At 49.9% G+C, this 23,513-nt stretch carries 21 protein-coding genes; 4 read left to right on the top strand and 17 right to left on the bottom strand.

The genetic code is table 11. The features are described 5' to 3' along the window. Nucleotides 1–215: 215 nt before the first annotated feature. From BLX24_RS25070 to BLX24_RS25030, 9 genes are all read right to left on the bottom strand, one after another. Nucleotides 216–1,853 (bottom strand): sodium/sugar symporter, encoded by a 1,638-nt coding sequence (locus tag BLX24_RS25070; RefSeq protein ID WP_071505969.1) that lies wholly within the window; start codon nt 1,851–1,853, stop codon nt 216–218. Between the two features lie 140 nt (nt 1,854–1,993). Continuing rightward, nucleotides 1,994–3,169: an acetyl-CoA C-acyltransferase gene (locus BLX24_RS25065; RefSeq protein WP_071505968.1), complete on the bottom strand. Its 1,176-nt coding sequence runs from the start codon at nt 3,167–3,169 to the stop codon at nt 1,994–1,996. 213 nt (nt 3,170–3,382) lie between these two features. Then, nucleotides 3,383–4,003, bottom strand: a complete 621-nt coding sequence (gene bioD / locus BLX24_RS25060; RefSeq protein WP_071505967.1) for a dethiobiotin synthase — start codon at nt 4,001–4,003, stop codon at nt 3,383–3,385. 3 nt (nt 4,004–4,006) lie between these two features. Beyond that, entirely contained in the window at nt 4,007–5,146 is a 1,140-nt protein-coding gene (locus BLX24_RS25055; RefSeq protein ID WP_071505966.1) for an aminotransferase class I/II-fold pyridoxal phosphate-dependent enzyme, read from the bottom strand. Nucleotides 5,147–5,323: 177 nt separating this feature from the next. Further along, entirely contained in the window at nt 5,324–6,349 is a 1,026-nt protein-coding gene (locus BLX24_RS25050; protein ID WP_071505965.1) for a quinone oxidoreductase family protein, read from the bottom strand. Nucleotides 6,350–6,369: 20 nt separating this feature from the next. Continuing rightward, complete coding sequence (gene murQ, locus BLX24_RS25045) at nt 6,370–7,170, bottom strand: N-acetylmuramic acid 6-phosphate etherase (protein ID WP_071505964.1); 801 nt, start codon at nt 7,168–7,170, stop codon at nt 6,370–6,372. A gap of 50 nt (nt 7,171–7,220) precedes the next feature. Further along, nucleotides 7,221–8,006, bottom strand: a complete 786-nt coding sequence (locus BLX24_RS33680; RefSeq protein WP_071505963.1) for a polysaccharide deacetylase family protein — start codon at nt 8,004–8,006, stop codon at nt 7,221–7,223. Beyond that, a complete protein-coding gene (locus BLX24_RS25035) occupies nt 8,003–9,775 on the bottom strand; it encodes a glycoside hydrolase family 9 protein (RefSeq protein WP_071505962.1) in 1,773 nt (590 codons plus the stop codon). Before BLX24_RS25035 ends, BLX24_RS33680 begins: the two co-directional genes overlap by 4 nt. Before the next feature lie 22 nt (nt 9,776–9,797). Then, nucleotides 9,798–10,928, bottom strand: coding sequence for an MORN repeat-containing protein (locus BLX24_RS25030; protein ID WP_071505961.1), 1,131 nt, complete (start codon nt 10,926–10,928; stop codon nt 9,798–9,800). Between the two features lie 246 nt (nt 10,929–11,174). On the opposite strand from BLX24_RS25030, the gene BLX24_RS25025 reads away from it, so the two are divergent. Further along, nucleotides 11,175–12,626, top strand: a complete 1,452-nt coding sequence (locus BLX24_RS25025) for a S41 family peptidase (protein ID WP_071505960.1) — start codon at nt 11,175–11,177, stop codon at nt 12,624–12,626. Between the two features lie 53 nt (nt 12,627–12,679). Here BLX24_RS25025 and BLX24_RS25020 read toward each other — a convergent pair whose 3' ends face one another. From BLX24_RS25020 to BLX24_RS25000, 5 genes are all read right to left on the bottom strand, one after another. Further along, the gene (locus BLX24_RS25020; RefSeq protein ID WP_071505959.1) at nt 12,680–13,780 is read right to left on the bottom strand and encodes a Fic family protein; all 1,101 of its coding nucleotides are present in this window, start codon (nt 13,778–13,780) and stop codon (nt 12,680–12,682) included. Nucleotides 13,781–14,157: 377 nt separating this feature from the next. Continuing rightward, a complete protein-coding gene (locus BLX24_RS25015; RefSeq protein ID WP_071505958.1) occupies nt 14,158–14,547 on the bottom strand; it encodes a peptidase associated/transthyretin-like domain-containing protein in 390 nt (129 codons plus the stop codon). A 137-nt stretch (nt 14,548–14,684) separates the two neighbouring features. Further along, complete coding sequence (locus BLX24_RS25010) at nt 14,685–15,641, bottom strand: hypothetical protein (RefSeq protein ID WP_143092800.1); 957 nt, start codon at nt 15,639–15,641, stop codon at nt 14,685–14,687. Between the two features lie 800 nt (nt 15,642–16,441). After that, nucleotides 16,442–16,735, bottom strand: coding sequence for a response regulator transcription factor (locus tag BLX24_RS25005; protein ID WP_071505956.1), 294 nt, complete (start codon nt 16,733–16,735; stop codon nt 16,442–16,444). A 143-nt stretch (nt 16,736–16,878) separates the two neighbouring features. Next, entirely contained in the window at nt 16,879–17,268 is a 390-nt protein-coding gene (locus BLX24_RS25000) for a gamma-glutamylcyclotransferase family protein (protein WP_071505955.1), read from the bottom strand. 189 nt (nt 17,269–17,457) lie between these two features. On the opposite strand from BLX24_RS25000, the gene BLX24_RS24995 reads away from it, so the two are divergent. Both BLX24_RS24995 and BLX24_RS24990 read left to right on the top strand, forming a co-directional pair. Next, nucleotides 17,458–18,918, top strand: coding sequence for a nicotinate-nucleotide adenylyltransferase (locus BLX24_RS24995; RefSeq protein WP_071505954.1), 1,461 nt, complete (start codon nt 17,458–17,460; stop codon nt 18,916–18,918). Between the two features lie 106 nt (nt 18,919–19,024). Next, complete coding sequence (locus BLX24_RS24990) at nt 19,025–20,164, top strand: cystathionine gamma-synthase (RefSeq protein ID WP_071505953.1); 1,140 nt, start codon at nt 19,025–19,027, stop codon at nt 20,162–20,164. A gap of 84 nt (nt 20,165–20,248) precedes the next feature. On the opposite strand, the gene BLX24_RS24985 is transcribed toward BLX24_RS24990, so the two are convergent. Then, a complete protein-coding gene (locus BLX24_RS24985; protein ID WP_071505952.1) occupies nt 20,249–21,226 on the bottom strand; it encodes a YheT family hydrolase in 978 nt (325 codons plus the stop codon). 61 nt (nt 21,227–21,287) lie between these two features. Here BLX24_RS24985 and BLX24_RS24980 point away from each other — a divergent pair, with 61 nt between their 5' ends. After that, nucleotides 21,288–21,728, top strand: a complete 441-nt coding sequence (locus BLX24_RS24980; RefSeq protein ID WP_310590801.1) for a hypothetical protein — start codon at nt 21,288–21,290, stop codon at nt 21,726–21,728. Between the two features lies 1 nt (nt 21,729). Here BLX24_RS24980 and BLX24_RS24975 read toward each other — a convergent pair whose 3' ends face one another. Next, the gene (locus tag BLX24_RS24975) at nt 21,730–22,497 is read right to left on the bottom strand and encodes a glycosyltransferase family 2 protein (protein WP_071505950.1); all 768 of its coding nucleotides are present in this window, start codon (nt 22,495–22,497) and stop codon (nt 21,730–21,732) included. A 10-nt stretch (nt 22,498–22,507) separates the two neighbouring features. Continuing rightward, nucleotides 22,508–23,491, bottom strand: a complete 984-nt coding sequence (locus BLX24_RS24970) for a glycosyltransferase family 2 protein (RefSeq protein ID WP_071505984.1) — start codon at nt 23,489–23,491, stop codon at nt 22,508–22,510. Nucleotides 23,492–23,513: the final 22 nt, after the last annotated feature.

The raw sequence follows: 23,513 nt of genomic DNA, 5'->3' as shown, positions 1-23,513 counted from the left end.
AAACCGGCAGCTTGTGACCTTGCAGGCTGATGCCATGATATCCCCAATATACAGAATACGTGCTTTTGCAACACCAATGCTTTTTCGAATACCACCTTCCTGCCTGCTTCAACGCTTAGGGTAACCGGGTTTGTCTTAGCCGTCAGTCGGGCTGACGGCTAAGTGTGCTGAAGCGGTTGAGGTGATCAAGCCCGGTCCGAAAAAAGCCCATTAAATTACCAGAAGACGGTGTACAAGACAGCAAGAATGCTCAGTATAGCCACAGAACCGGCAATAAACGACGGGGTAACACGGAACATTTTTTGATCAATATCGAAGCCTTTTGCCATTTTCCGGCCAATCGGGTCGAGGAATGAGACAATCACCATGATAGCAACGTCGATGGTGAACACCCACATGGTCCGGTGAAGGAAAGGAATTTCGTTTGTCTGCACGTCAAAAAGCTGCATGAATTCCGGCCAGAATTTCAGCAGTGTTGACAACGGAATGGTCACAATCGCAACGGTCAGAGCAGCTGACGTGGTGGCGCGTTTCCAGAAGAACCCAAGCAGAAAAATGGCAAAAACGCCTGGTGTCAGAAAGTTAGTGTATTCCTGAATATACTGATAGACCTGATCGAAAGACCGCAAGGTAGGGGCAATCAGAATGGCAATGATGAAGGCAACAATAACTGCCCAGCGGCCAACCCGCACCAGCTTTTCTTCTGACGCATTTTTGTCGAAGAATTTTTTGTAAATGTCGAGCGTGAAAATGGTCGAGATACTGTTGCATTTGCCTGCCAGCGAGGCAACGACAGCCGCTGTTAAGGCGGCAAAGGCAAGGCCTTTCATGCCGTTTGGGAGCAGGTTCATCAGCACCGGATAAGCGTTATCAGGCCGGACAGCACCGTTCGGACCGGTCATTTCCTGCTGGAAGGTACCGCTTTGATACAGCACAAAAGCAGCAATGCCCGGAATGACAACGATGAGCGGAATCATCAGTTTCAGGAATGCTGCAAACAGAATACCGGAGCGGGCTGTCTTTAAGTCGGCACCCAGCGCCCGCTGCACAATGTATTGATTACAACCCCAGTAAGATAAGTTGTTGACCCACATGCCACCCGTTACCAGGGCCATGCCCGGTAATACGGTGTAATACGGATGTCCTTCGGGAAAGAACATGTGAAAATGACTGTCGGCTTGCTTCCGCAGCGAGAAAAGACCATTGATTGCGCCTTCCCCGCCAATTTTGTCGGAAACCAGATTAAGCGCCAGATAGGTAACCACAAGACCACCAATGATCAGTACCACAACCTGTACTACGTCGGTATATCCGATAACCTTCATTCCGCCCAGGGTAATGAAAATGGCAAACGCCGCCAATCCGATAGTACAGGCCGTAAAAGAAATACCGGCCAGCGATTCGATGGCGATGGCACCCAGGTAAAGAATGGAGGTCAGGTTAACCAGCACATAGACAATAAGCCAGAAGATCGCCAAGATGGTACTAACGGTATCATTGTATCGCTGCGCCAGAAACTGGGGCATGGTATAGATGTGGTTGCGCAGGTAAATCGGGATGAAAAAGACGGCGACTATAATCAGCACAGCCGCCGCAATCCATTCGTAAGAAGAAATGGCCAAACCCATGGCAAAGCCCGAACCCGCCATGCCGATGAAATGCTCGGCTGAAATGTTGGATGCAATCAGGGATGCTCCGATGGCCCACCACGTTAACGAACCCTCGGCAAGAAAAAAGTCTTTGGTGTCGGTACTGGCAGTTTTTTTCCGGCGGTAAATCCAGTAGCCATAGCCCGAAACGATGATGAAATAAAGCAGGAATACTGCGTAATCGGCAATCGAAAGGTGGTTCATAAGTAAGGATGAGGTCAAGGTATCTCTATAAGGAGTAGAGACCAGAGTTCTAACCTAATCCTGAAAAATGGCCGGAATTAATATAAAAAATGCCGGATAGACACTTGGTCTATCCGGCGTTGATTCATGAAAGAAGCAGACTATAGGCGCTCAAAAATACCGGCAACTCCCTGGCCGCCGCCCACACAGGCAGAAACCATACCGTATTTCTGGTTTTCGCGGCCCATCTCATTCAGGAGCTGAACCGATAAACGCGCACCCGTAGAGCCAAGTGCGTGACCGAGGGCAATGGCACCGCCGTTCGGGTTTATTTTACTGCGATCCAGATCAAGTTCTTTCACAACCGCCAGCGACTGGGCCGCAAAAGCTTCGTTCAGTTCGATCTGGTCGATATCGTCTTTTGACAGACCTGCTTTTTGCAGCGCGATCGGAATAGCCGCTACAGGGCCAATACCCATGATACGGGGTTCAACACCGGCAGTAGCATAGGACATCATCCGGCCGATTGGCTTGAGATTCAGCTCGTTCACCAGCCGCTCCGACATGACGATCACAAAAGCGGCGCCGTCTGATGTCTGCGACGAATTACCGGCTGTTACCGAACCACCCGCAGCAAACACCGGCTTCAGGCGGCCAAGTGCGTCGACGTTCGTGTCGGCCCGTGGGCCTTCATCCTGACTAACGGTCCACTCGCGGGTTTTCTTTTTGCCGCTGGCTGCGTCGAAATAAGTTTCTTTAACAGAGATCGGTACGATTTCACCGCTGAATTTACCCGCAGCCTGAGCCGCCAGCGCTTTCTGGTGTGACTCAAAGGCAAACTGATCCTGCTCGTCGCGGGTGATCTTGAACTGTTCCGCAACCTGCTCAGCTGTCAGACCCATGCCGATATAATAGTCAGGGTGTTGTTTGGCTATTTCATAGTTCAGGGCCGTTTTCCAGCCCATTACCGGTACCAGCGACATTGATTCTGTACCACCGGCGATAATACAGTCAGCCAGCCCGGCGTGGATTTTGGCCGATGCAATGGCAATGGCTTCCAGACCAGAGCCGCAATAGCGGTTTATGGTCATGCCCGGAACACTCTTTGGCAAAGAAAGCAGCGCAATGTAACGGGCGATCTGCATACCTTGCTCGGCTTCCGGAACAGCGTTGCCTACAATCAGGTCTTCAACACGCGCCGGATCAAGTTGAGGGACCTGAGCCAGTAAGTGCTTAATAACTTCTGCCGCCATATCGTCGGGGCGGGTAAAGCGGAGACCACCACGCGGGGCTTTACCCACCGCCGTACGGTATCCGGCTACTACGTATGCATCCATATTTTCAACCGGGTTTATCCTTTTTTTGATTCGTGTAATCCGACACAATGGTCTTTAAGTCTATCGGCCGGGCGATTTGCATCGCTTCTGCTGATAAAACCAATTTTCTGTCGGGAAAATTACATAAAAAAAATAAAACAGTATGCATGCATACTAAAAAAAACGAATTGACTAACTCCCCAAGGGTTTTAAACCCTTGGGGAGTTTACAGCACTAGTTAACTTCCATGACGTTTACGAGTGCAGCAGCATGTCGCGCTATTACCTCTGGTGTAAGATTAGGTTCAAGAGGAATACGCGCCAGGCAAGGCAGCCCGGTATAGTTGAGGATAAAGGATTCAGAGGCAGGCGTCGTCTCACCGTTGAAAATCAGTCCGAGAACCGGAATATTTCGTTGCTTCAGTGCATCGACGGATAGCAGTGTATGGTTAATACTGCCCAGATAATTGCGCGATACCAGTACGACCGGCAGACCCGACTGCTGTACGAAGTCGATGTTAAGATCGGTGTCGTTGAGGGGAACCATCAACCCGCCTGCCAGCTCAATAACCAGATGATTATCCGTTTCGGGAATAATAAGTTTACTGAGTTCAATCGTGACGCCGTCTATGGCGGCGGCGGCATGAGGAGACAGGGGCTCCCGCAGGCGGTAGGCTTCCGGATGAAAAACCGATGTTGAGTTGCTGATATACCGGCGAACCGTATGGGTGTCTGAGTCTTCCAGTGCACCCGACTGTATGGGTTTCCAGTAATCTGCCTTGAGGGCTTCTGTGAGGATGGCTGATACCACGGTCTTACCGATTTCGGTACCAATGCCGGCTACGAAGAATTTCATACGTTAATTAAATTGACTTGCTTGTTGAAGAATATGAATAAGTGCCTGCAATTCGGCAGGTGTATTAAATGCGTGTAAACAGATACGAATCCGTTCCTGACCAGCCGGAACCGTGGGGCTCAGAATCGCACGGATGTCGAAACCGGCCTGCTGTGCTGTCAGGGCCGCCTGCCGGCAGGTCTCATTGCCAGGAATAATCAGACACTGAATCGGCGACTGGCTATCGGTCCAGTGTGTATCGGGCAAATATTCCTGAATAAGTGCCTGAAAGTTCCGGATATGGGCCTGGATTAGTTGCTGAGGCTCCCGGTGTTGTTGAACAAAGCGATGAGCAGCCTGCATCGCCAGCAGGCTATGAGGCGGCAGGGCTGTTGTATAGATAAACGACCGGGCAAAATTGATCAGATACTGGCTGAGTAAAGCAGGACCAACAACGGCTGCTCCGTGTACACCCAGCGCCTTGCCGAAGGTATGTACCCGTGCCAGCACCCGCTCCTGTAGGCCAAGCGCAACCACCAGTCCTTCGCCCTGTGGGCCGAAAACGCCGGTAGCATGCGCTTCGTCAACCAGTAAAAAAGCATGGTACTGGTCACACAACTTTACGATGTCGGTAAGGGGAGCCAGATCACCATCCATGGAGTAGACCGATTCAACGGCGACGAAGGCCTGTCCTGTACGCGGCTGCTGAAGTTGCTGCTCCAGATCGGTCAGGTCGTTGTGCCGGAACCGGAGCCGGGTGGCATAACTCAGCCGGGCACCGTCGATCATACTGGCATGAATCAGCTCGTCGGTAATCAGAGTATCTCCGCGTTGGGGGAGACTGGCGAGCAGACCAATATTGGCATCATAGCCCGAGTTAAAGACCAGAGCTGATTCGGTATGGTAGAACATAGCCAGTTCCTGCTCAACCTCATCCGCCAGTTGTGTATGGCCGGCCAGTAGCCGGGATCCGGTGGCTCCGGTCAGGGCGGCGGGGTGTGCATCGTCCAGGTGCCGGATGGCGTTTTTTAAAGCCGTGGACCGGGCAAGACCGAGGTAGTCATTCGAACAGAAATCGATGAGAGTGCCGGCTACTTTCAGTTGGCGGCTGAGGCCGGATTGTTGTCGTTTTTCCAGACGGTCAGATAAAAAGTCAGCTTGCAACGGGGACGTATGTTGTTTCCTGCAAAGATACGACTTGCTTTCTGAATGAGCAGGTCGTATATCAATAGCCACAAAACAGAAAAGTTATCCACAATTCAGGTGTGGATAACTTCTATAATTGTGAATAACATGTAGTTAAACCAGGAAAACAGACCGGTTAATCGAAAAAAACAAGGATCAGATCTGTAGGATAAGTTTCCCGAACTGTTTCCCTTCAGTCATACGCTGGTAGGCTTTTTCCGCATCAGCCAAAACAAATGTCTGGTCAATGACCGGCTTTATCTGGTACTTTTCCGCGAAGGCCAGCATGGCAGAAAACTCATCGGGTGTACCCATGGTAGAGCCGGTAATGTGTAGCTGTTTAAAGAAAATTTTCGCCGGAAGAAGGTCGGTAATCTTCCCGGTTGTACCGCCATAAACGGCGATGCGGCCGCCGGGAGCCGCACAATCAATCAGGCGGGAAAAGGAAGGGCCGCCTGCTCCGTCGATGATAACCGAAAAATACCCTTGCCGGCCGCCGCCAGTCTGGCTGAGCAGCGATTTATGCCAGTCCTCATCTTTATAGTTTACCCCGCCGGTAGCACCGAGGGCTATGGCTTTCGTCAGCTTTTCGGCTGACCCTGACGTAACCCAGACTTCGGCACCGGCCGCTACGGCAAACTGGAGGGCAAACAGCGCGACCCCACCACCAATGCCGGTGATTAATACTTTTTCGTTGGCCGGGTTGGGCGATTGCGCCAAACCCGCCTGAGTCATGAGTGCCCGCCATGCCGTTAACCCTGCCAGCGGGAGCGCTGCGGCTTCGGCAAACGACAGATGGCTTGGTTTGGGGTGCAGGTATTCGGCGCCGATCCGGACATATTCGGCGAAAGTCCCGTTATCAGGCATACCCAGAATCGTAAACCGGTTGCTGTAAAAAGCCGGATTATCGCCCCAGTTATGCCCGCAGTTCAGGAGCACCTCCTGCCCGGACCAGCTGTCGGCAACCCCTTCGCCGACGGCCGTTACGATGCCTGCTCCGTCTGATCCGGGGATGACCGGTAGCTTGATCGATGGATAAAGCCCTTGCTGAATAAACACGTCGCGGTGGTTGAGCGCTGCGGCTCTGATGGCCACCACCGCTTCGCCCGGACCCGGAACAGGCGTATCGATTTCTGTAAAGGAGAGGGGCTTATTGATGTCCTGTAAATAAATCGCTTTCATGAGATGCGTAGTGGTACTACTTACCCCTGATAATTCTCAATGGCACCGCGAACGTTGCCGTACTTTTCCAGCAATTCTTTCGCTACGGCTTCGGTTACGCCGAGCTCGCTCATGACCATGCGGGCAGCACGGTGCTGGAGTTTGATGTTGCTCAGCTGCATATCAACCATTTTATTGCCTTTCACACGGCCAAGCTGAATCATGACCGAGGTCGACAGCATATTGAGTGCCAGTTTCTGGGCAGTGCCCGATTTCATACGCGTGCTGCCCGTCACAAACTCAGGGCCTACCACAATTTCAACCGGAAATTCAGCGGCTTTGGCTACGGCCGAGTCGGGGTTACAGACAATACAGCCGGTCAGGCAACCGGCGGCACGGGCCTGCTCCAGCCCGCCGATTACGTACGGCGTCCGGCCCGACGCAGCGATACCGACAACAGTATCGAGCGGTTCGATCTGATATGCCTGCATGTCTTTCCAGGCTTGCTCCGGATCGTCTTCGGCAAATTCAACGGCTTTCCGGATGGCTGTATCCCCGCCGGCAATCAGGCCAATAACCATGTCGTGCGGGACGCCATAGGTTGGCGGGCACTCCGACGCATCGACCACACCCAGCCGACCGCTGGTACCGGCACCGATGTAAAAGAGCCGGCCGCCTTCCTTCATACGCTTGACTACCTCTGTTACGAGGGCTTCGAGTTGCGGAATGGCTTTTTCAACAGCGTAGGGAACTGTTTTATCTTCGTTATTGATATTGGTCAGCAGGTCATGAACCGACATCTGCTCCAGATGGTCGTAATGCGAGGAAGTTTCTGTGATCATAGTGGTTGCCCGGGAAGGCCTTCAAACGTTAAGGCAAAAGTACGGAAATTTCACGGGGTGCTGATTCCGTTTAAAAGCTCATCGACTCTGACAAGCTGATAGTTTTGTTGCTTGAGAAATGTCAGCAATTCGCCCAGCGACTGGTAAAGTTTATCGGTCCGGTCGGGGTGAGTGCCGATGTGTACCAGCAGGATAAAGCCGTTCAGTCCCGACTGCTTTTTTTGTTCATACGCATACACCGATTCCAGAATAGTGCGGGTACTGCGGTAGTTTTTGGCATCGGGGGTTGTATAATCTGCATGGCTGATGGTGCCGCCGGTGTAATTGATGAGCTGTAAGCATTCGCGTTTGGTCCAGACGGCAATGCTGTCGTTATACCATTCGTAGGGTGGCAGAAAATAGCGGGCCTGTTTTTTCCGGATACCGAACGACTTCATGGCAGCATAGTTTGCCCGTAAATCGGTCTGGAACCGGCTTTGGCTGACCAGTAAACTATCCCGTTTGCCCCAGTCACAATAGAGCAGGTGCTGGTCTGAGTGCGCCCCGAGGTAGTGCCCGTCTTTGCGTAAACCCGCAATGATCTGCCGGAAAGCCGGATTGCGGTAAAAGCGTCCGGTCAGAAAAAACGAAGCCGGAACACGCTGTTGCTTCAGGGTTTCCCGGATCAGTAGCCCGCCGTCGGCGTATTCGTCGCCGGTAAAGACCAGTGCCAGCTGCCGTTTGCTGGTATCCCCCCGTATAATGGCCCCCTTAAACCAGTGGCCGGTTGGCTGGGCTACAGCCATACCGAGGCTCAGCAGCCACAGAAGAAAGCCGGCTACCCGCTTGCGACTCATTTTCTATGTTGTTTAGCGGCCAGCAGGTAAATCAGTGAGGCCGTGCCATCCATGGTCGGTTCGTTGGTTGAATAATCACCGTAGTCGTCGTGGTAAATGACCAACTTGCTTTGAAACTCCGCGTATTCGTCGGGTTCGTACAGCGTAATACCGATCAGGTTCCGGTAGATGCTGCCATATACCGGACCGTCGACCAGCCCGCCGTCAATCGGGTATTTTTTCAGGTGTGTAAAGGCCGAGTGCGGATCGGTAGGCGTGTCAGCATTGCCAGGCAGGCCATACACGAAACTGCTGCCCCACGGATTGCAGCCGAATAGCCAGTCGAAACAGGCTTGTTCGAGCTCCTCATACCGGGCATCGCCCGATAGCTGCCGGTACCAGTAGCACTGGGTAGCAAAGGATGTCGTCAGGTTATTGCTGCACCACGTAAACGGCACGCCACGGTAAAAGCCGTTTTGCTGCGCCCGTTTCCAGACAATGTCAATACCCTGCCGCAGAAAGGCAATGACCTCTTTGCGCGATTTGCCGGTCAGGTTTTTTGCCAGTTCATAATGCCCCACGTTCACAAACGGATACCATTGGTAATGGCGGGCCGTATCGGCGATAATCCACGGCGTAACCGGTTCCTGACGGGCATAGCCGAGCGCCTGTGTCAGGTAGGCCGGATTCGGGTTGATGGTATGCAGGGCTACGGCAGCCAGCTCCATATCGTCGGTCCAGTTGTCTTCTTCGTAAAAATACGGTGCCCGTCCCGGAGCGGTCTGGCAGGCGCCCGGCTTTTTCAGGCCCAGCGCATAGGCCGTATTGGCACGGTGCTGTAGTTTTTGCGCATAGCCCGCATCCCGCGCCTGCAATAGCTGATAGCCCAATGAAAAAGCACTGCTCACCTTGCCGGCGGTTGAGGCGACCCCGGTTGCCCGGTTTTTGTACTTAAACAAACCTTGTGGCTGACCGGTGCAGAAGTAGACCGGCCGCTCGAAGCCTTTGCCATAAAAATTATCTTCTTTCGGAATCCGCATGCCGGCATGGTCGCGGTCGTCGCCGAGCTGGTTAAACAGCCAGTCGTCTTTCGGATGCATTTTCAGGAGCCAGTCGAGGCCCCAGCGGGCTTCGTCGAGCACATCGGGGGTCTGGTTCCGGCCGGCCAGTCCGTTGGCCTGATGCTGATCGCCGAACGCTTCCGGAAAGTCGCGGTACGCGGCCAGGAGGTGATAGGTGGCATTGGCCGAGGTGGTTACGTATTGCAGGTAGTCCGACGCATCATGCCAGCCGCCCGACGCGTCGATGTGGGTGCTGTCGGGCATAGGGCCATACATGGTGTACCCATCGTGGGTATGGCAGGAATCGTTGAGGTAAGGGTTGAAACCACTGCGCTGCTGCCGCATGTACCGCAGACAGAAATCGGCGGCACCGTCGTATACGCGGGCATCGACGCGGAAAACCGGCGATTCGGTTGTTTCGGTTTTGATGCGGTAGCTACCGGATTTGGTAAGTTTAGAGAAATCTAAGCGGTAAGTTTGGGTAAACGGCCCGTAAGCTCCGAATGCCTTACCGGCTTTGCCGGTCCAGACAACGGCACCCGTTTCGGCATCAACCACCGAAAATGTCCGGAGCGATGCATCCGGAGCTTTACTGCCCCAGACCGCTACTTTAACACCGTCGGGGCGATAGCCTAACAGATTGACCCGGACCCATGTTTGCTGATCGGCGGGAGACCGGAAGGAGAATGCAAGGAGTAAGAGACAGGAAAAAAGGAGGAAGTTTTTCATGAAAGCGAAGATAGAGAAAGAATTAATTCTCCTCTACCAGCTCGTCATTTTCGTAGTTTCCTGATTCCTGGGTTCCGTCGGTATTGTAGAGAATACCAAAGCCTTCGCGCTTTCCTTTGATGAAGGTACCGACAAACCGGTCGCCATCCGAGAAGTAATACGTGCCTTTACCGTGGGGCAGGTTATCCTGAAACTGACCCACGTATTTATCGCCGTTGCGGTAGAAATACAGGCCATTACCCGAGCGGACGTCATCCGAAAACGTACCCTTGTATTTCATTTTGCCGTCGGGATAAAACTGTACGCCTTCGCCATGTTTACTGCCGTTGGCAAAGTCACCCTGGTATTTTTCGAGCGTTGGATTCACAAAAATACCATACCCATCCTGGCAATCACCGCTGAGGCAGCCGATTTTTGTTTTTCCGACCGCCTTTGCCGGAGTTGTGGTTTCTTTAGCCGGTGCATCCGGATTGGTCATCGCCAGCGGATTGGCCGGGCGTTGCGCCGTGTTCCGGGCAATGCGGTTGCTGTCCTGTTGCGGATAAATTTCTTCGGCTTCGGTCCAGCCTTTCCGGATCGCATCAATCCGTGCCTGTTTGGCCGGATGGGTTGTCGTGGCTTCTTCGGCACCAAGCGTTTTGATGGCAATCAGCGCTTCGTCGAGCGAGGCCCCTAACTGATGTAGCACAAAGCCCGAAAACCGGTCGGCTTCAATTTCTTTCATGGGCTGACCGCCTTTGCCGTCGATGGTATGTCCCTGCAGGTGGTGACCGATTTCGTGGGCCATGATGCTGATTGCCGACCAGTCGGTTTCGGTCATGTCTTCGATGCGCTGCATAAACGCCCCGTCGTAAATGATAAACCGCTGCCCGCTGACGACAGTAGCGAAGCAGTTGCGGGTATTGGGGCATTCGATGATTTTGAAGTTCCGTACCAGACCGATGGGTTTTAGAATCCGGTCGACCACTTTTTCGGCGTGGCCGTTTGAGGCTGTATACATCATGTAGTTACACAGCGACTGAGTGCCTGCCTGCCCCGTGTAGTTGCAGACAAACGCGTGTTGGTGTATCGGGGATTGACGGTTACCTGTCTGCGCCAGCAACGTCACTTGGGTTATCAGCCAAAGCCCTACAGAAAACAGCACAAATCGCATAGATCGGTCTCCTGATAAATTCGTCTTTATGCATTAAAACGCTGAAATCCCCTTTTTCCTTATATAACACACCTGTTCTTTTGTAAAGAATAGCCTGACCAGACAATCAACTGATAATATGAGATAAAGCCATATTTTATGCAATAAAATTATTTTATTTTGGGTTAATTATTTTGTTTTAAAAAACGTTAATCTATTATAGCAGTAGGTAATAGAAAACGTCACTGCTAATCTTATCACTGAACTATGCTTCATTCAACTAACTGGCGTTCGATGGCCCTGGGGCTGTCGGTAGGTGCTTCTGTCTGGCTTACAGGGTGCCAGAAAACCGAAAATGTGCAACCGTCTGTCACCACCAGTACCACATCGGTGGCGGTCAACACGGAAAACCAGACGGTCAACAACTGGATTCTGACCAACATGCAGTACTACTACTACTGGAATGACAAAATCCCGACAACCGTTGACAAGAATCTGAACCCCTCCGATTATTTTTCCGGCCTCCTCTACAAGTACGATGCAACAGCCCGCCCAGACGGTGATCGTTTCTCGTGGATACAGCAAAGCGCCGATGAACTGACAGCAGCCCTCAGCGGCGAAAGCAAAACCGACGGGATGGAGTTTCAGCTCTACATCCGCCCGAATACGACAGATGATATTGTCGGTTCTGTGCTCTATGTATTGCCTAATTCGCCGGCGGCAAAAGCAGGTATCAAGCGGGGGGATATGTTTTTTAAGGTTGATGGTCAGAAAATGACCCGCAGCAACTACAGCAGTTTGCTGTCCTCGGCTACAGACACGAAGCAGTATGGTTTCCTGAAAGTAGAAAACGGTGCACTTGTCGAAACGTCGGATGTGAAGACCGTGACGGCCGTGGTGTTCCAGGAAGATCCGGTATACATGGATTCGGTCTACACGGTCGGTGCTAAGAAAATCGGCTATCTGGTCTACAATCAGTTTGTGCCTGGGCCAAACGGCAGTGCGGTGGCCACTTACGACCAGAAGCTGGATAATATTTTTATCAAGTTCAAACAGCAGGGCGTAAACGAACTGATTCTGGACTTCCGGTATAACCCCGGCGGCTATGTATCGTCGGCGACCAACCTGGCTAGTTCCATTGCCAAAAACGTGACAACCAGCAGTGTGTTTGCCCGTAAGGAGTGGAACAAAACGATTACGCCGGATCTGGAAAAGCAGTATGGCAAAAATTTCTTCTACGATTATTTCCAGACGAAGGCAGGTAATATCGGCAGCAACCTGCAACGCGTATTTGTGCTGACCACCGGCCGCTCGGCGTCTGCCAGTGAGCTGGTTATCAACGGTCTGAAACCGTATATGACCGTGACGACCATCGGCACAAAGTCATATGGCAAGAATGTAGGATCGGTGACGATTTCTGATTCGAAGAAGCAGATTAAGTGGGGGATGCAGCCCATTGTGTCGAAGTCATTCAACTCGCTGGGTCAGTCGGACTACAACACTGGTTTCACGCCTGCGGTTACGGTCAGCGAACCGCTGAATCCGCGTCCGTTCGGCGATGTGAGCGAAGCGCTGCTGAACGAAGCCCTGTTCCAGATTACGGGCTCACGGCTTGCCCGCCGCGCCATTGTGGCCGAGGTAAACGCCCCGACACCGATTGCTTCTACGATTGAGCGCAAAGCCGGTGGCAGTAATATGTTTATCGAGCTGCCGAAATAGCGGTTAGCCGGTCAAATATGATACGGGCAGGTCGGTTGGCCTGCCCGTATGCATTAGATGGGGGGTAATGAATAAGTGGTACTGCGGCCACCAGAACTATCTTTGACCAGAATGCCCTGGCCGACTAAATCCTGAATATCCCGCAGGGCTGTATCCTGCGACACTTTGGTGATTTTTGCCCACTTTGACGTTGTTAGCTTGCCGTCAAAGCCATCTAACAGCTTGTTGATCATGCTGCGCTGACGTTCAGTGATCAATTTTGAAGATAACCATTCCCAGTACCTGGCTTTAGTGAGTACCGCCGATAACAGGGATTCAGTATCTTCCAGGGCACGATCCAGGCAACTAAAAAACCAGACCAGCCAGTCTGTGATATCCAGTGTACCGCGCTGCGTTTTTTCAAGTATCTGATAATAAGCCTTGCGCTCTTTTCTGATCTGTGCCGACATGCTGTAAAAACGCTGTGGGCTGTTGTCTGCTCTGGCTAATTGCATATCAGCAATGGTACGTGCGATCCGGCCGTTTCCATCATCAAACGGGTGAATCGTAACAAACCACAGGTGGGCAATCGCTGCCTTTAGTACCGGATCGAGCGGCTGATGCGTATTAAACCAGTTTAGAAAATCGGCCATCTCAGTATCCAGTACATCAGCCCCCGGAGCCTGAAAATGGATGCGTTCATAACCTATCGGGCCGGATACGACCTGCATAGGGCCTGAATCACCGGTGCGCCAGTCGCCAACGGTAATTTTATGCATGCCGCTGCGACCTGTCGGAAACAAGGCTGCATGCCAATCGCCTAACCGATCTTTTGTCAATGGCTTCTCGAATTGCTGTGTAGCATCCAGCAGCATATCGACCAGTCCTTCAACCTCTCTGTCAACCGCTACAAGACCGAAGGTGTCAATCCCTAACCGGCGGGCTATTGATGACCGGACCTGACTTTGATCCAGCCGTTCGCCTTCAATTTCATTGGATTTAATGAGTTCCAGAGTCATGGCTTCCAGCATGGCCTCCGAACGGAGCGAAAAGCCGAGACTGGTCATGCGGCCGGTTAACTTCCCCTGCTTATGGCGCAGGGCAGCCAGCGGCGTTAAAATAACGTCTTGCTCCCACTGAAAATCCGGCCACCCGTATCGTTGATAGATGTACATGCTATTCACCGCATATTATGCGGTGAATATACGGTTTATTCGCCGCATACTCAAGAGCGAAGCTACTCGTCATCCGGAAACCGTTTTCCTATCCCGTTGATGATAAGCCCTTTGATAATCATTGGCGGAAAAATGACGCCCTCCAGGCGCTCAGTTGCATGATCAAAGTATTGCCAGATATAAAACCTGTTATACTCACCTTCATACTTGAATAGCTGAGCCATTGACGCTGCATATTCCTACCATAGTTGCTCGGTTTTGCAATGAAAATGAAATGCAGGAAAAATAAACAGGGGAATGATCACCGATATGCGTTTACGGCCTGATTCATGTCTCTAAGACAGCCCTTACTAAACCACGGCTAAATTTACCGACAATTACTTCAACGGTGCCGGGTCATCCTCAAGATAAAAAGTCACAAATAGTGAATCCTTATTTTTTACCGTTGTATTTATCTGCTGCCAAAGATAGGTAGGCCATCCTGCTTTAATGGTATAATTGCCGGGCTTTACCTGGTGACGAAAACGGCCCAGGGTATCACTATAGAATGTTGTTTTATTTATTTTTATGATCGCTACCTTTAATGGTTTTTGTGTTTTACAATCTAATATAATTCCTGATATAATAGTATTATTCTTATTGTTTTTGATTATATTTTTGGTTGCTATACAATTATTGTTTTTTGAAAATTGGAAAGGAATTTTGTTGGTATGTAAAAATATCAACACAATAAATATTCCAACATTATTAATGAAGAAATTTTTCATATTTTGTAAAATTTTTGAAAAAAAATGATAAAAATTTAATTAAAGATTATTTTATTCATGTTCTGAATTTAGTACTTTTTTTTCTTAATACTAAATTCAGAACATGAATAAAATATATTGTTATTGGGTAGGATCAATCAGTGACAATCACTTAATCTACCTATTTGATTTTGATAATTACCGTTTAAATCTTTACCTGTTAATTCAATTCGTACTCTGTTGCTAATACGAATTTTTACTGTTTCATCTAAGTTATTAAAAGCTTCTGTACCTTCCAGACCACCCCAAGCTAAGTCTTCATAAAATTGAAATGGATGAGTATAACCTCTTAAAATATCAAATTCTGCTAATGCACTCGCTATTGCAGAAACATAATTTCTAGCGAATTCTGCATGATGCACAGCATTTACATCCCTACCATAAATTTCATTTGCATAATCTTTCATCAACTGAGGGAATTGTCCTTGCGCAGTTAAAGGATCTACTCTAAAGTGATTTACCAGAAAGGCATGAATAGACTCATGAATAATTGTTCGAGCTATTGATAAATCTGTTGCTTGAGAAAATTTTTGAGAGTCAAAAGTAGTTGTTACGGTCTTTGTCGAAGGGTCAAAAATTTGACTTGTAAAGGCATTAGTATTTGGTGTTAACTGCCCATCTTTTAGTTTCCAGTTATATTTAGAGGCGTTATTATTAGAAAATCTTTGTATTATGGACCCGATAGAGCCATTTGCCAATCTTTCAATATCAGACATTAGACTTTGCATGCAAGGTTTTAAATCTTGGTTATTAATGTCAACACTACTATTATTGCCACCTCCACTACTTCCACCACCTGCATATTCAGGATTATCATAATCCTCATTAGGTGCACCGCCACCTCCGTTGCTTCCCCAGCAGTAAGTTTCTGTTTCGGTTATTCTACACGATTCAGGCCCTTCATTTACACTTACACACGTCCACCAGTTAATGGTATCGCATCCATTTATAGAAGCTATACGTCCGCCTTTAGTTTTAGCAATCTGAGCAATTGATTTACCATCTTTATATTTATATCCTGTTATTAAGTTACCATTCCAGTCTGTTATTATCATCAAGCCTTCAAAAGATATATTTATCTTTCTGCCTTTTGATCGCTCTAAGTACTTTTCATCGGGAATAATCCTAAATATTCTTTCAACATAATTACCATTTTTATCCTTATGAATGATTAAATTATCTAAGTCACTATTCGTTAAAGTAAACTTTGGGTCAGTTGCCTCATTTTTTTCAATAGAATAAGATGGAATAAATCTCTTTTGATAATCAATTGGTACTACAACTGCTTTTCCGAATTGAAAGTCAAAATATGATGCATCTTCCCATATTAGTTGTTTCCCTGAAGAACTTGTAGTTACCGCTTCTCTGAAACTACCATTATTGAATTTATTATTAAACCATTTTTTAGTATCTGAAATTGATATTGATTTTTCAGGAATTATTCCTGAATTATTGGATTGATTGCATTTAGAAAAAAATAAAATTACTAATGTTAGTAATGTACTTAGATATATATATATATATTCATGGAAAAATTTTGGATATCCTCCCTACTCTTTCTCAGGCTTTTCGGGTTTACGCCTTTGGCAAATGCTGCACAGTTCATCTGCCGTTTCTGTGTCATGACAGTAGCAAAGCTAAATAGAGACTATACATCTGTCAAGCTAAAATGCCCCTCAATTCGTGAGGGGTTTTGTTTACATAATCACAGAAAAAATGCTTATTGTAACCTTAGCCAATAACGTAGTATATAGTGCATAAATGTGGTATATATACTGCACTATTTCTAGCCAAAACCCCTCAACTAATGAGGGATTTTGGCATAGGAAATTAAAACGTTTAATAAGGTTAACTATTATCTGGGGGGTAACTTGCCTGTGGCTTCTTCGTACCAAAAGCGTAATTCTGTGCGATATTGTGTGGCAAATTGGGTAAGTTTACCAACACCGGTTAACTGCAACTTTTTACCAATGCGGGTCCGGTAATTTTCGGCACTTTTAGGCTGTAGGTGGAGTTTATCGGCGATTGCTTCATTGCTGTCGTCTTCGGCAATGAGCATCAATACATCCCACTCGCGCGGGCAGAGTTGCAACAGGCCACGCATAAAAAAGACCCGTTGTGTGGATTGGTGGCTTTCAAAGGCTTTCATGGCTACAAATCAGGAGTTGATTAATGGATATATACTGTAATTAATACTGACGTGTGGGTTAATATCGCTCAACTACCGGATGTAACAAAAAGTATGCAACTATTTTTATGTGTTTTTTCGTGCCCCGCAGCCTCCTATAGTTCTCACTTCAGATACGGCCGGAAGTCGCCGGTGGGGATGTGCACCAATTTCTCTACAGAAAAGTTATAGAGATAAACCCAGCAGCGTTTTTGTTGTCCAAGAATAGAAACCGTTACGGGCTTGCGGATAAACTCACCGGTGTCGCCGGCGGTGTCTTCGTATTCGTCGAGGAGGGGTAAAGTCAGGTCGGGTTGTAGTAGCTGAAACACCTCGCCGCAGACGTTGGTCGGGGCGGCGGGGTCGGAAACGGCTCCCGGATACCAGGATACCAGATAGAGCTGCCCCGGAAAAGACCCGCGCCCGATATACCGGCTGTGTTGCCGGAGGTGTTCCGAAAACGGATTAGCAGCCTGTTGCATGAGGGTGCCGTACACAAATAACAAATCGGTCATCGTCGGTTAGCGGGTTTCTGAAGGGAGATTTTTAGTTTTGTACGTAAGGTAAACAGCTGCCCCGAAAGCCGTACAGAAAAGAGGCTGTATTTTCTATGGTTTTTTTATGGCTTTTAGGGTAATGTAAAGCACCCGCGAACAGTAATTTGTTCTTTTTCATAAATTTAGCATCAACAACAACGGGAAGGTATGTACGAAAAAAATATCGGTACGAAACAGAAAGCGCTGCGTATCAACCTCGATAGAAAAATTTACGGGTCTTTTGCCGAAATCGGCGCGGGGCAGGAAACCGCCGCCGTATTTTTTAAGGCAGGAGGCGCGTCCGGCACAATCGCCAAAACCATTTCGGCTTATGACATGACCTTCAGCGACGCCATTTACGGCCCTGAAATCAGCGGCCGGTATGTGTGCGAATCGCGCCTGCTGAAAATGCTCAACCGCGAGTATAACCTGCTGAACGTCCGCCTGGCCGAAAAACGCGGTACCGACTCGCTCTTCTTTGCTTTCGCCAATACTGTTGTTGCCCTGAACTACCAGAAAACCAACGAGGCCCACGGCTGGATTGGCTTACGGTTCCAGCTGACCCCACAGGCTGCTTATAACGATGTTATCGTCCATGTCCGGATGCTCGATAACGAGAACGTGTTACAGCAACAGGCGCTTGGCATCATTGGCACCAACCTGATTTACGGCTGCTTTTACTACCATAAATCGCCGGAAACGCTGCTGCTGTCGCTGATGGACGACCTGACTCCGGAGCGGATCGAAATTGACATGATCCGGTTTGATGGCCCCGATTTCGCCGATGTCGATAACCGGTTGATGAGCCTGCACCTCGTGAAAAACGGCTTTACCGATGCTGCTTTGTTCGGGCCGGATGGGCGGGTGTTGCAGCCGTCGGAAGCACTCTATAAAAAACACATCCTGGTGATGCGCGGCCGGTTGCGTCCGGTGACGAACGTGCACATGGACATGATCGAAAACGGCCTGAAACAGTTTAAGGCCGAGGACGATGTGAACCCTGATAAGGTAGTGATGGTCTCAGAGCTGACGCTACACAACCTAAAAGCCAACGAGCAGGGCATCGATGAAAAGGACTTCCTCGACCGCGTCGATATTCTGTGTTCGCTGGGCCAAACGGTAATGATCTCCAACTACCACGAATATTTCCGCCTCGTAGCGTATCTGGCGCGCTTGACCCGCCTGAAAATCGGACTGATCATGGGTATTCCGAACCTGGAATATATTTTCGAAGAAAGTCATTATGAATTTCTGCCGGGCGGTATTCTGGAATCGTTTGCGACCTTGTTCAGCCGGAAGGTAAAGCTGTTTATCTACCCGACATTACGCGCCGATGGCAGCATTTACGCCTGCATGGATTTCGACCTGCCGCCGCACATCAAACCGCTTTTCTCGTACCTGACACAGAACGACAAGATCGAGGCCATCCGCGACTACAACGAAGAAAACCTCCATATTTCGACCGACCTTGTGCTGGAGCAGATTCAGAAAGGAGAAGACGGCTGGGAGGCGATGGTGCCCGACAGCGTGGTCCGTCAGATTAAGGAAAACTGCCTGTTTGGTTACCCCTGCGAGGTGCAGTATACGCCCATTGGCGAACAGGTTCGCCAGCAGGCCGAACAATTGTAAAGGCAAAATGATTGTAAATCGTATATTGTGGAGACAAGGCACGCCTTGTCTCTTTTTTTATCAACAACCCTGACCGTCTGATTTTAGCGGCATAACCAGAAAACCTATGAAATTCGGTACCAAAGCCATACATGCCGGGATCGAACCCGACCCAACTACCGGCGCCATCATGACGCCGATTTACCAGACATCGACCTACGTGCAGGAATCACCGGGCAAGCACAAAGGCTACGAATATGCCCGGACGCAGAACCCGACGCGCGATGTACTGCAAAATAACCTGGCCGCGCTCGAAAACGGGCAGTACGGCATTTGCTTCGCCTCGGGGCTCGGCGCCACCGACGCCATCCTGAAACTCTTCAAACCCGGCGACGAAATTATTGCCAGCAGTGATCTCTACGGGGGCACCTACCGGATTATGGTGCGGGTCTTTCAGGAATTTGGCTTGACCTTCAAATTTGTATCGCTCGATAATCCGGACAATCTGAAAGCGGCTCTGACCGACGCAACAAAAATGGTCTGGATCGAAACGCCGACCAACCCACTGCTGCGTATTGTCGACATCAGGGCCATTGCGGCCATAACGCAGGAAAAAGGCATTCAACTGGTGGTCGATAATACCTTTGCCTCGCCTTACCTGCAAAATCCGCTTGACCTGGGGGCTACCATCGTGATGCACTCTGTGACAAAATACCTAGGTGGTCACTCGGATACAGTGATGGGAGCAATTGTGACCAATGACGAAGCCATTGCGCAGCGGCTGAAATTTATCCAGAATGCCTGCGGGGCGGTGCCCGGTCCTCAGGACTGTTTTCTGGTGTTGCGGGGCATTAAGACCTTACACGTCCGGATGCAGCGTCACTGCGAAAATGCGATGCAGGTCGCCCGGTTTCTGCAAAGCCATCCGAAGGTAAGTCAGGTCTATTATCCGGGGCTGGAAAACCATCCGGGTCATGCGCTGGCTAAAGAGCAGATGCGGGGTTTCGGCGGCATGGTGTCTTTCACCCTGCACGGCGATTCGCTGCCCGAGGCGGTCAAGGTAATGGAGAGCTTTACGGTGTTTTCGCTCGGCGAATCGCTGGGCGGCGTTGAATCGCTGTGTACGCATCCGGCGTCGATGACCCATGCCAGCATTCCGAAAGAGGAGCGGGAAAAAAACGGCCTGAAAGATACGCTTATCCGACTGAGCGTCGGTATTGAGGATGTCGAGGATTTGATTCAGGATTTGAAACAGGCGATTGGGTAAGTTGCAAACTCCCCGAAGTTGTTAAACCGCAGCCGCGAACGGTCGCCGGGCTGCCCTGCTTCGGGGAGTTGAATCAAACAGGATTTATTCCCTCTCCAGAAACGCCAGTGCGCGTCGTTCGGCGTAGGTATGCGGGTCGCGGTAGGCGAGGAAACCCACGTGGCCGCCGGTTCGGGGTGTTTCGGCAAAAATCATCGGATGGGCCCGGGCGAGGTCGGTCGCCGCACATTCCGGCGATAAAATCGGGTCGTTCTGGGCATTCAGCACCAGCACGGGACGCGTAATGCCCGGCATAAAATTGATGGCCGAGGCTTGTTCGTAAAAATCGTCGGCATCGCGGTAGCCGTTGAGCGGAGCCGAAAAGAAATTGTCAAAATCACGCCACAGAACGACATCAGCTACTTTTTGCATATCCAGTTTTCCCGGAAACAAATCGGCTTTCTGCTGAATTTTAGTCAGCAGTTTTTTCATGAACCGGTTGCGGTACAGTTTGTTGGCCGGCTGGTCGAGGAGTTTGGCGCTGGCCATCAGATCACAGGGCGACGATATGGCCACGGCTCCCCGAATCACCTCCGGTGCCTCCCGGCCGTGAACGCCGAGGTATTTCAGGGTAATATTCCCTCCCATACTATACCCGACCATCACTACCTTTTCGTAGGCTTTCGTACGCAGTGCATGGCGGATCAGTTCGCCGATGTCCCCGATTTCGCCGTGATTATACAGCCGGAACGCCTTATTCATTTCGCCGCTACACGACCGGCAATTCCACGCCAGCACATCATAACCGTGCTGTGCAAACAGCTTTGCTGTGCCCTTGATGTAATGCCGGCCGCTATCGCCTTCCAAACCATGCGTTAAAATGACTAATTTACGGGGCGTGTTTGTTGTCGGGCGTTGCTCCAGCCAGTCGATGTCGATAAAATCGCCGTCGGAGAGCGTCAGGCGCTCCCGTTCATACGCCACGCCGGGTACCTTACGGAACATACTCGGAACAACCGTCTGTAGATGGCCGTTGTATAAATAGCGTGGCGGACCGGAGTAGGAGGAGGAAATAACAGGCATTCGTTAATTGTACGATTAAGAAATCACGATTTTTTGTCGTACCCGCAAATCGTCATTCATAGTGATTGCTAAATACATATCTGTAATTCTGGCCAGTACGATAAAGTTCATTGGCGGTCCGCTGGCAGGCCTGGCGTTTGGCCTGACGTGGCTTGAAACGGCTGCCTGTACCGTTTTCGGGATGATGCTGAGCGTGCTGGTCGTTACGTTTGCCGGTAAGGGCCTGCAAACGCTGCTTCAGCGAATCCGAAAAGAAAAGCCGAAACGTTTTTCGAAGCGTACGCGGCTGGCAGTACGGGTCTGGAAACGATTCGGCATTGTCGGGATCGCTGCCCTGACGCCTGTGATTTTAACACCCATCGGCGGTACCATACTGGCCGTTGCCTTTCGGGTACACCTGCGTCAGATCTTGTTTTATATGTTATTAAGCGGAGCTTTCTGGGCCGTATTGCAGACACTGGTTATCTACCAGCTTCCCCATATTAAGGCTTTCTTTGCCTGAACTACCGGCTGACAGTAGCGGCTGGTTTGGTCGCTTCCTTTTTCCGGAAGTCGCCGCGCGAGAAGTACTTCTCAATCAGGCAATACATCAGGATAAAGAAATACCGGCTACCCATCTCCTTGATTTTCAGTTTCGACTCGCCGTATTTCCGGTTGGTCCAGCTGTTGGGAACAACCGCGTATGTATACCCGCGTACCATCGCCTTCAGCGGTAGTTCGATGGTCAGGTTAAAGTGCGGAGACAGAAATGGTTTAACCCCTTCAATGGTAGCGCGTTTGTACAGTTTAAAGGCGTTGGTAGTATCGTTGTACTTAATACCCATCACCATCCGGACAATGGCGTTGGCAATCCGGTTAATGAATTTCTTCAGCGGCGGGTAGTCGATTACCTTGCCGCCTTTGCTCCAGCGTGACCCGAATACGGCGTCGACACCGGTTTCCATCATTTTGTTGTAGTATTTAACCAGGTCTTCCGGATCGTCTGACATGTCGGCCATGAAAACGGCTACACAATCGCCCGAGAAACGTTCCAGCCCATAGCGAACCGCATAACCAAAGCCGTTCGGTCCCGGATTCGTGAAATAAACCAGGGTCGGAATCTCTTCCGACAGCTTTTGCAGCACACCCAGCGTGTTGTCTTTGGAGTTATCATTCGTCACACAGATTTCGTGCGGAATGCCATGTTTCGCTAACGTCTGGTACAGTGTCTGCAACGTTGGCGTAATCGACTCTTCTTCGTTATAGGCTGGTATGACAACGCTTAGTTTCATGATTTTTGATCTATTTCTGAGTCCGGTAAGCTCGTTTGGTACGGTATGGCATTAATCGTATCGTACTGTAAATCTTCATTAAAGGCCGGGGGACAATATAATCCCTGATTATTTCCTTCGCCTTCTGCCATTCGGGCTGAGCCAGGTTCAGCCAGGTCAGTGCGCAGCCGAGCTGCTTAAAATAATGGCCCCTGTATTGTTTTGAGTCAAGCATCATCCGGTAATACCGGGCGATATTCTTCCGCATCACATGGTCATACTTATAGTTCAGCTCTTTATTGATAGCGCTGTACATGGCAATCCGGTTGCGCAGAAATTTTTCATCCTGATAGTTATCGGCGTAACTGGCTCCGCCCCGGTTTTTCCGGTATACTGACATCACATCCGGCTGATAACCGATCGGACCGAGTTTTGCCTTCAGAATAATCCGTGGAATATCGCCGCTCGACGATTCTTTAAACCACTGCGGATATTCGTCAATCAGTTTCCGGAACATCGAACTGGAGGTCGCCATAAACCAGATTTCGTCTTCACCGATCAGATCATCCAGCGTATAAAACGGTTTCATCACCGGTCCGTTGAGCAGGTGCGAAGGCGTACCGTCTTCATACGTGATCAGGGCGTTATGAAACGCCATGGAATAATCCGGATGAGCGTCCAGAAAGTCAGCTTGTTTCTGTAGTTTGAGCGGATCTGTCCAGTAATCATCACCGTCCATGAGGGCATAGTATTCGCCCCGTACCTTTTTCAGGGTTGCCAGGCAGTTGAGTCCGCCGTTCATCCCCAGGTTGCGGTCCTGTAATACGCCGATGACTTTTCCGGGATAGAGGCGCTCGTATTCCTGAATAATTTCCCGTGTTCCATCCGTCGAGCAATCATCACCAACCAGAATTTCAAACGGGAAATTGGTTTGCTGCGCCAAAGCGCTGTCGATAGCCTTCCGGATAAAGTTTTTCTGATTATATGTAATTATGGTTACGCTAACCTTGATCATAATCATTCCCCGGCAATCAGGC

Origin of the sequence: Arsenicibacter rosenii, from assembly GCF_001870735.1 — a bacterium.
Lineage (GTDB): Bacteria > Bacteroidota > Bacteroidia > Cytophagales > Spirosomataceae > Arsenicibacter > Arsenicibacter rosenii.
Note: the sequence above shows the minus strand (reverse complement) of the source record. Positions and strands in the feature narration are given on the sequence as shown.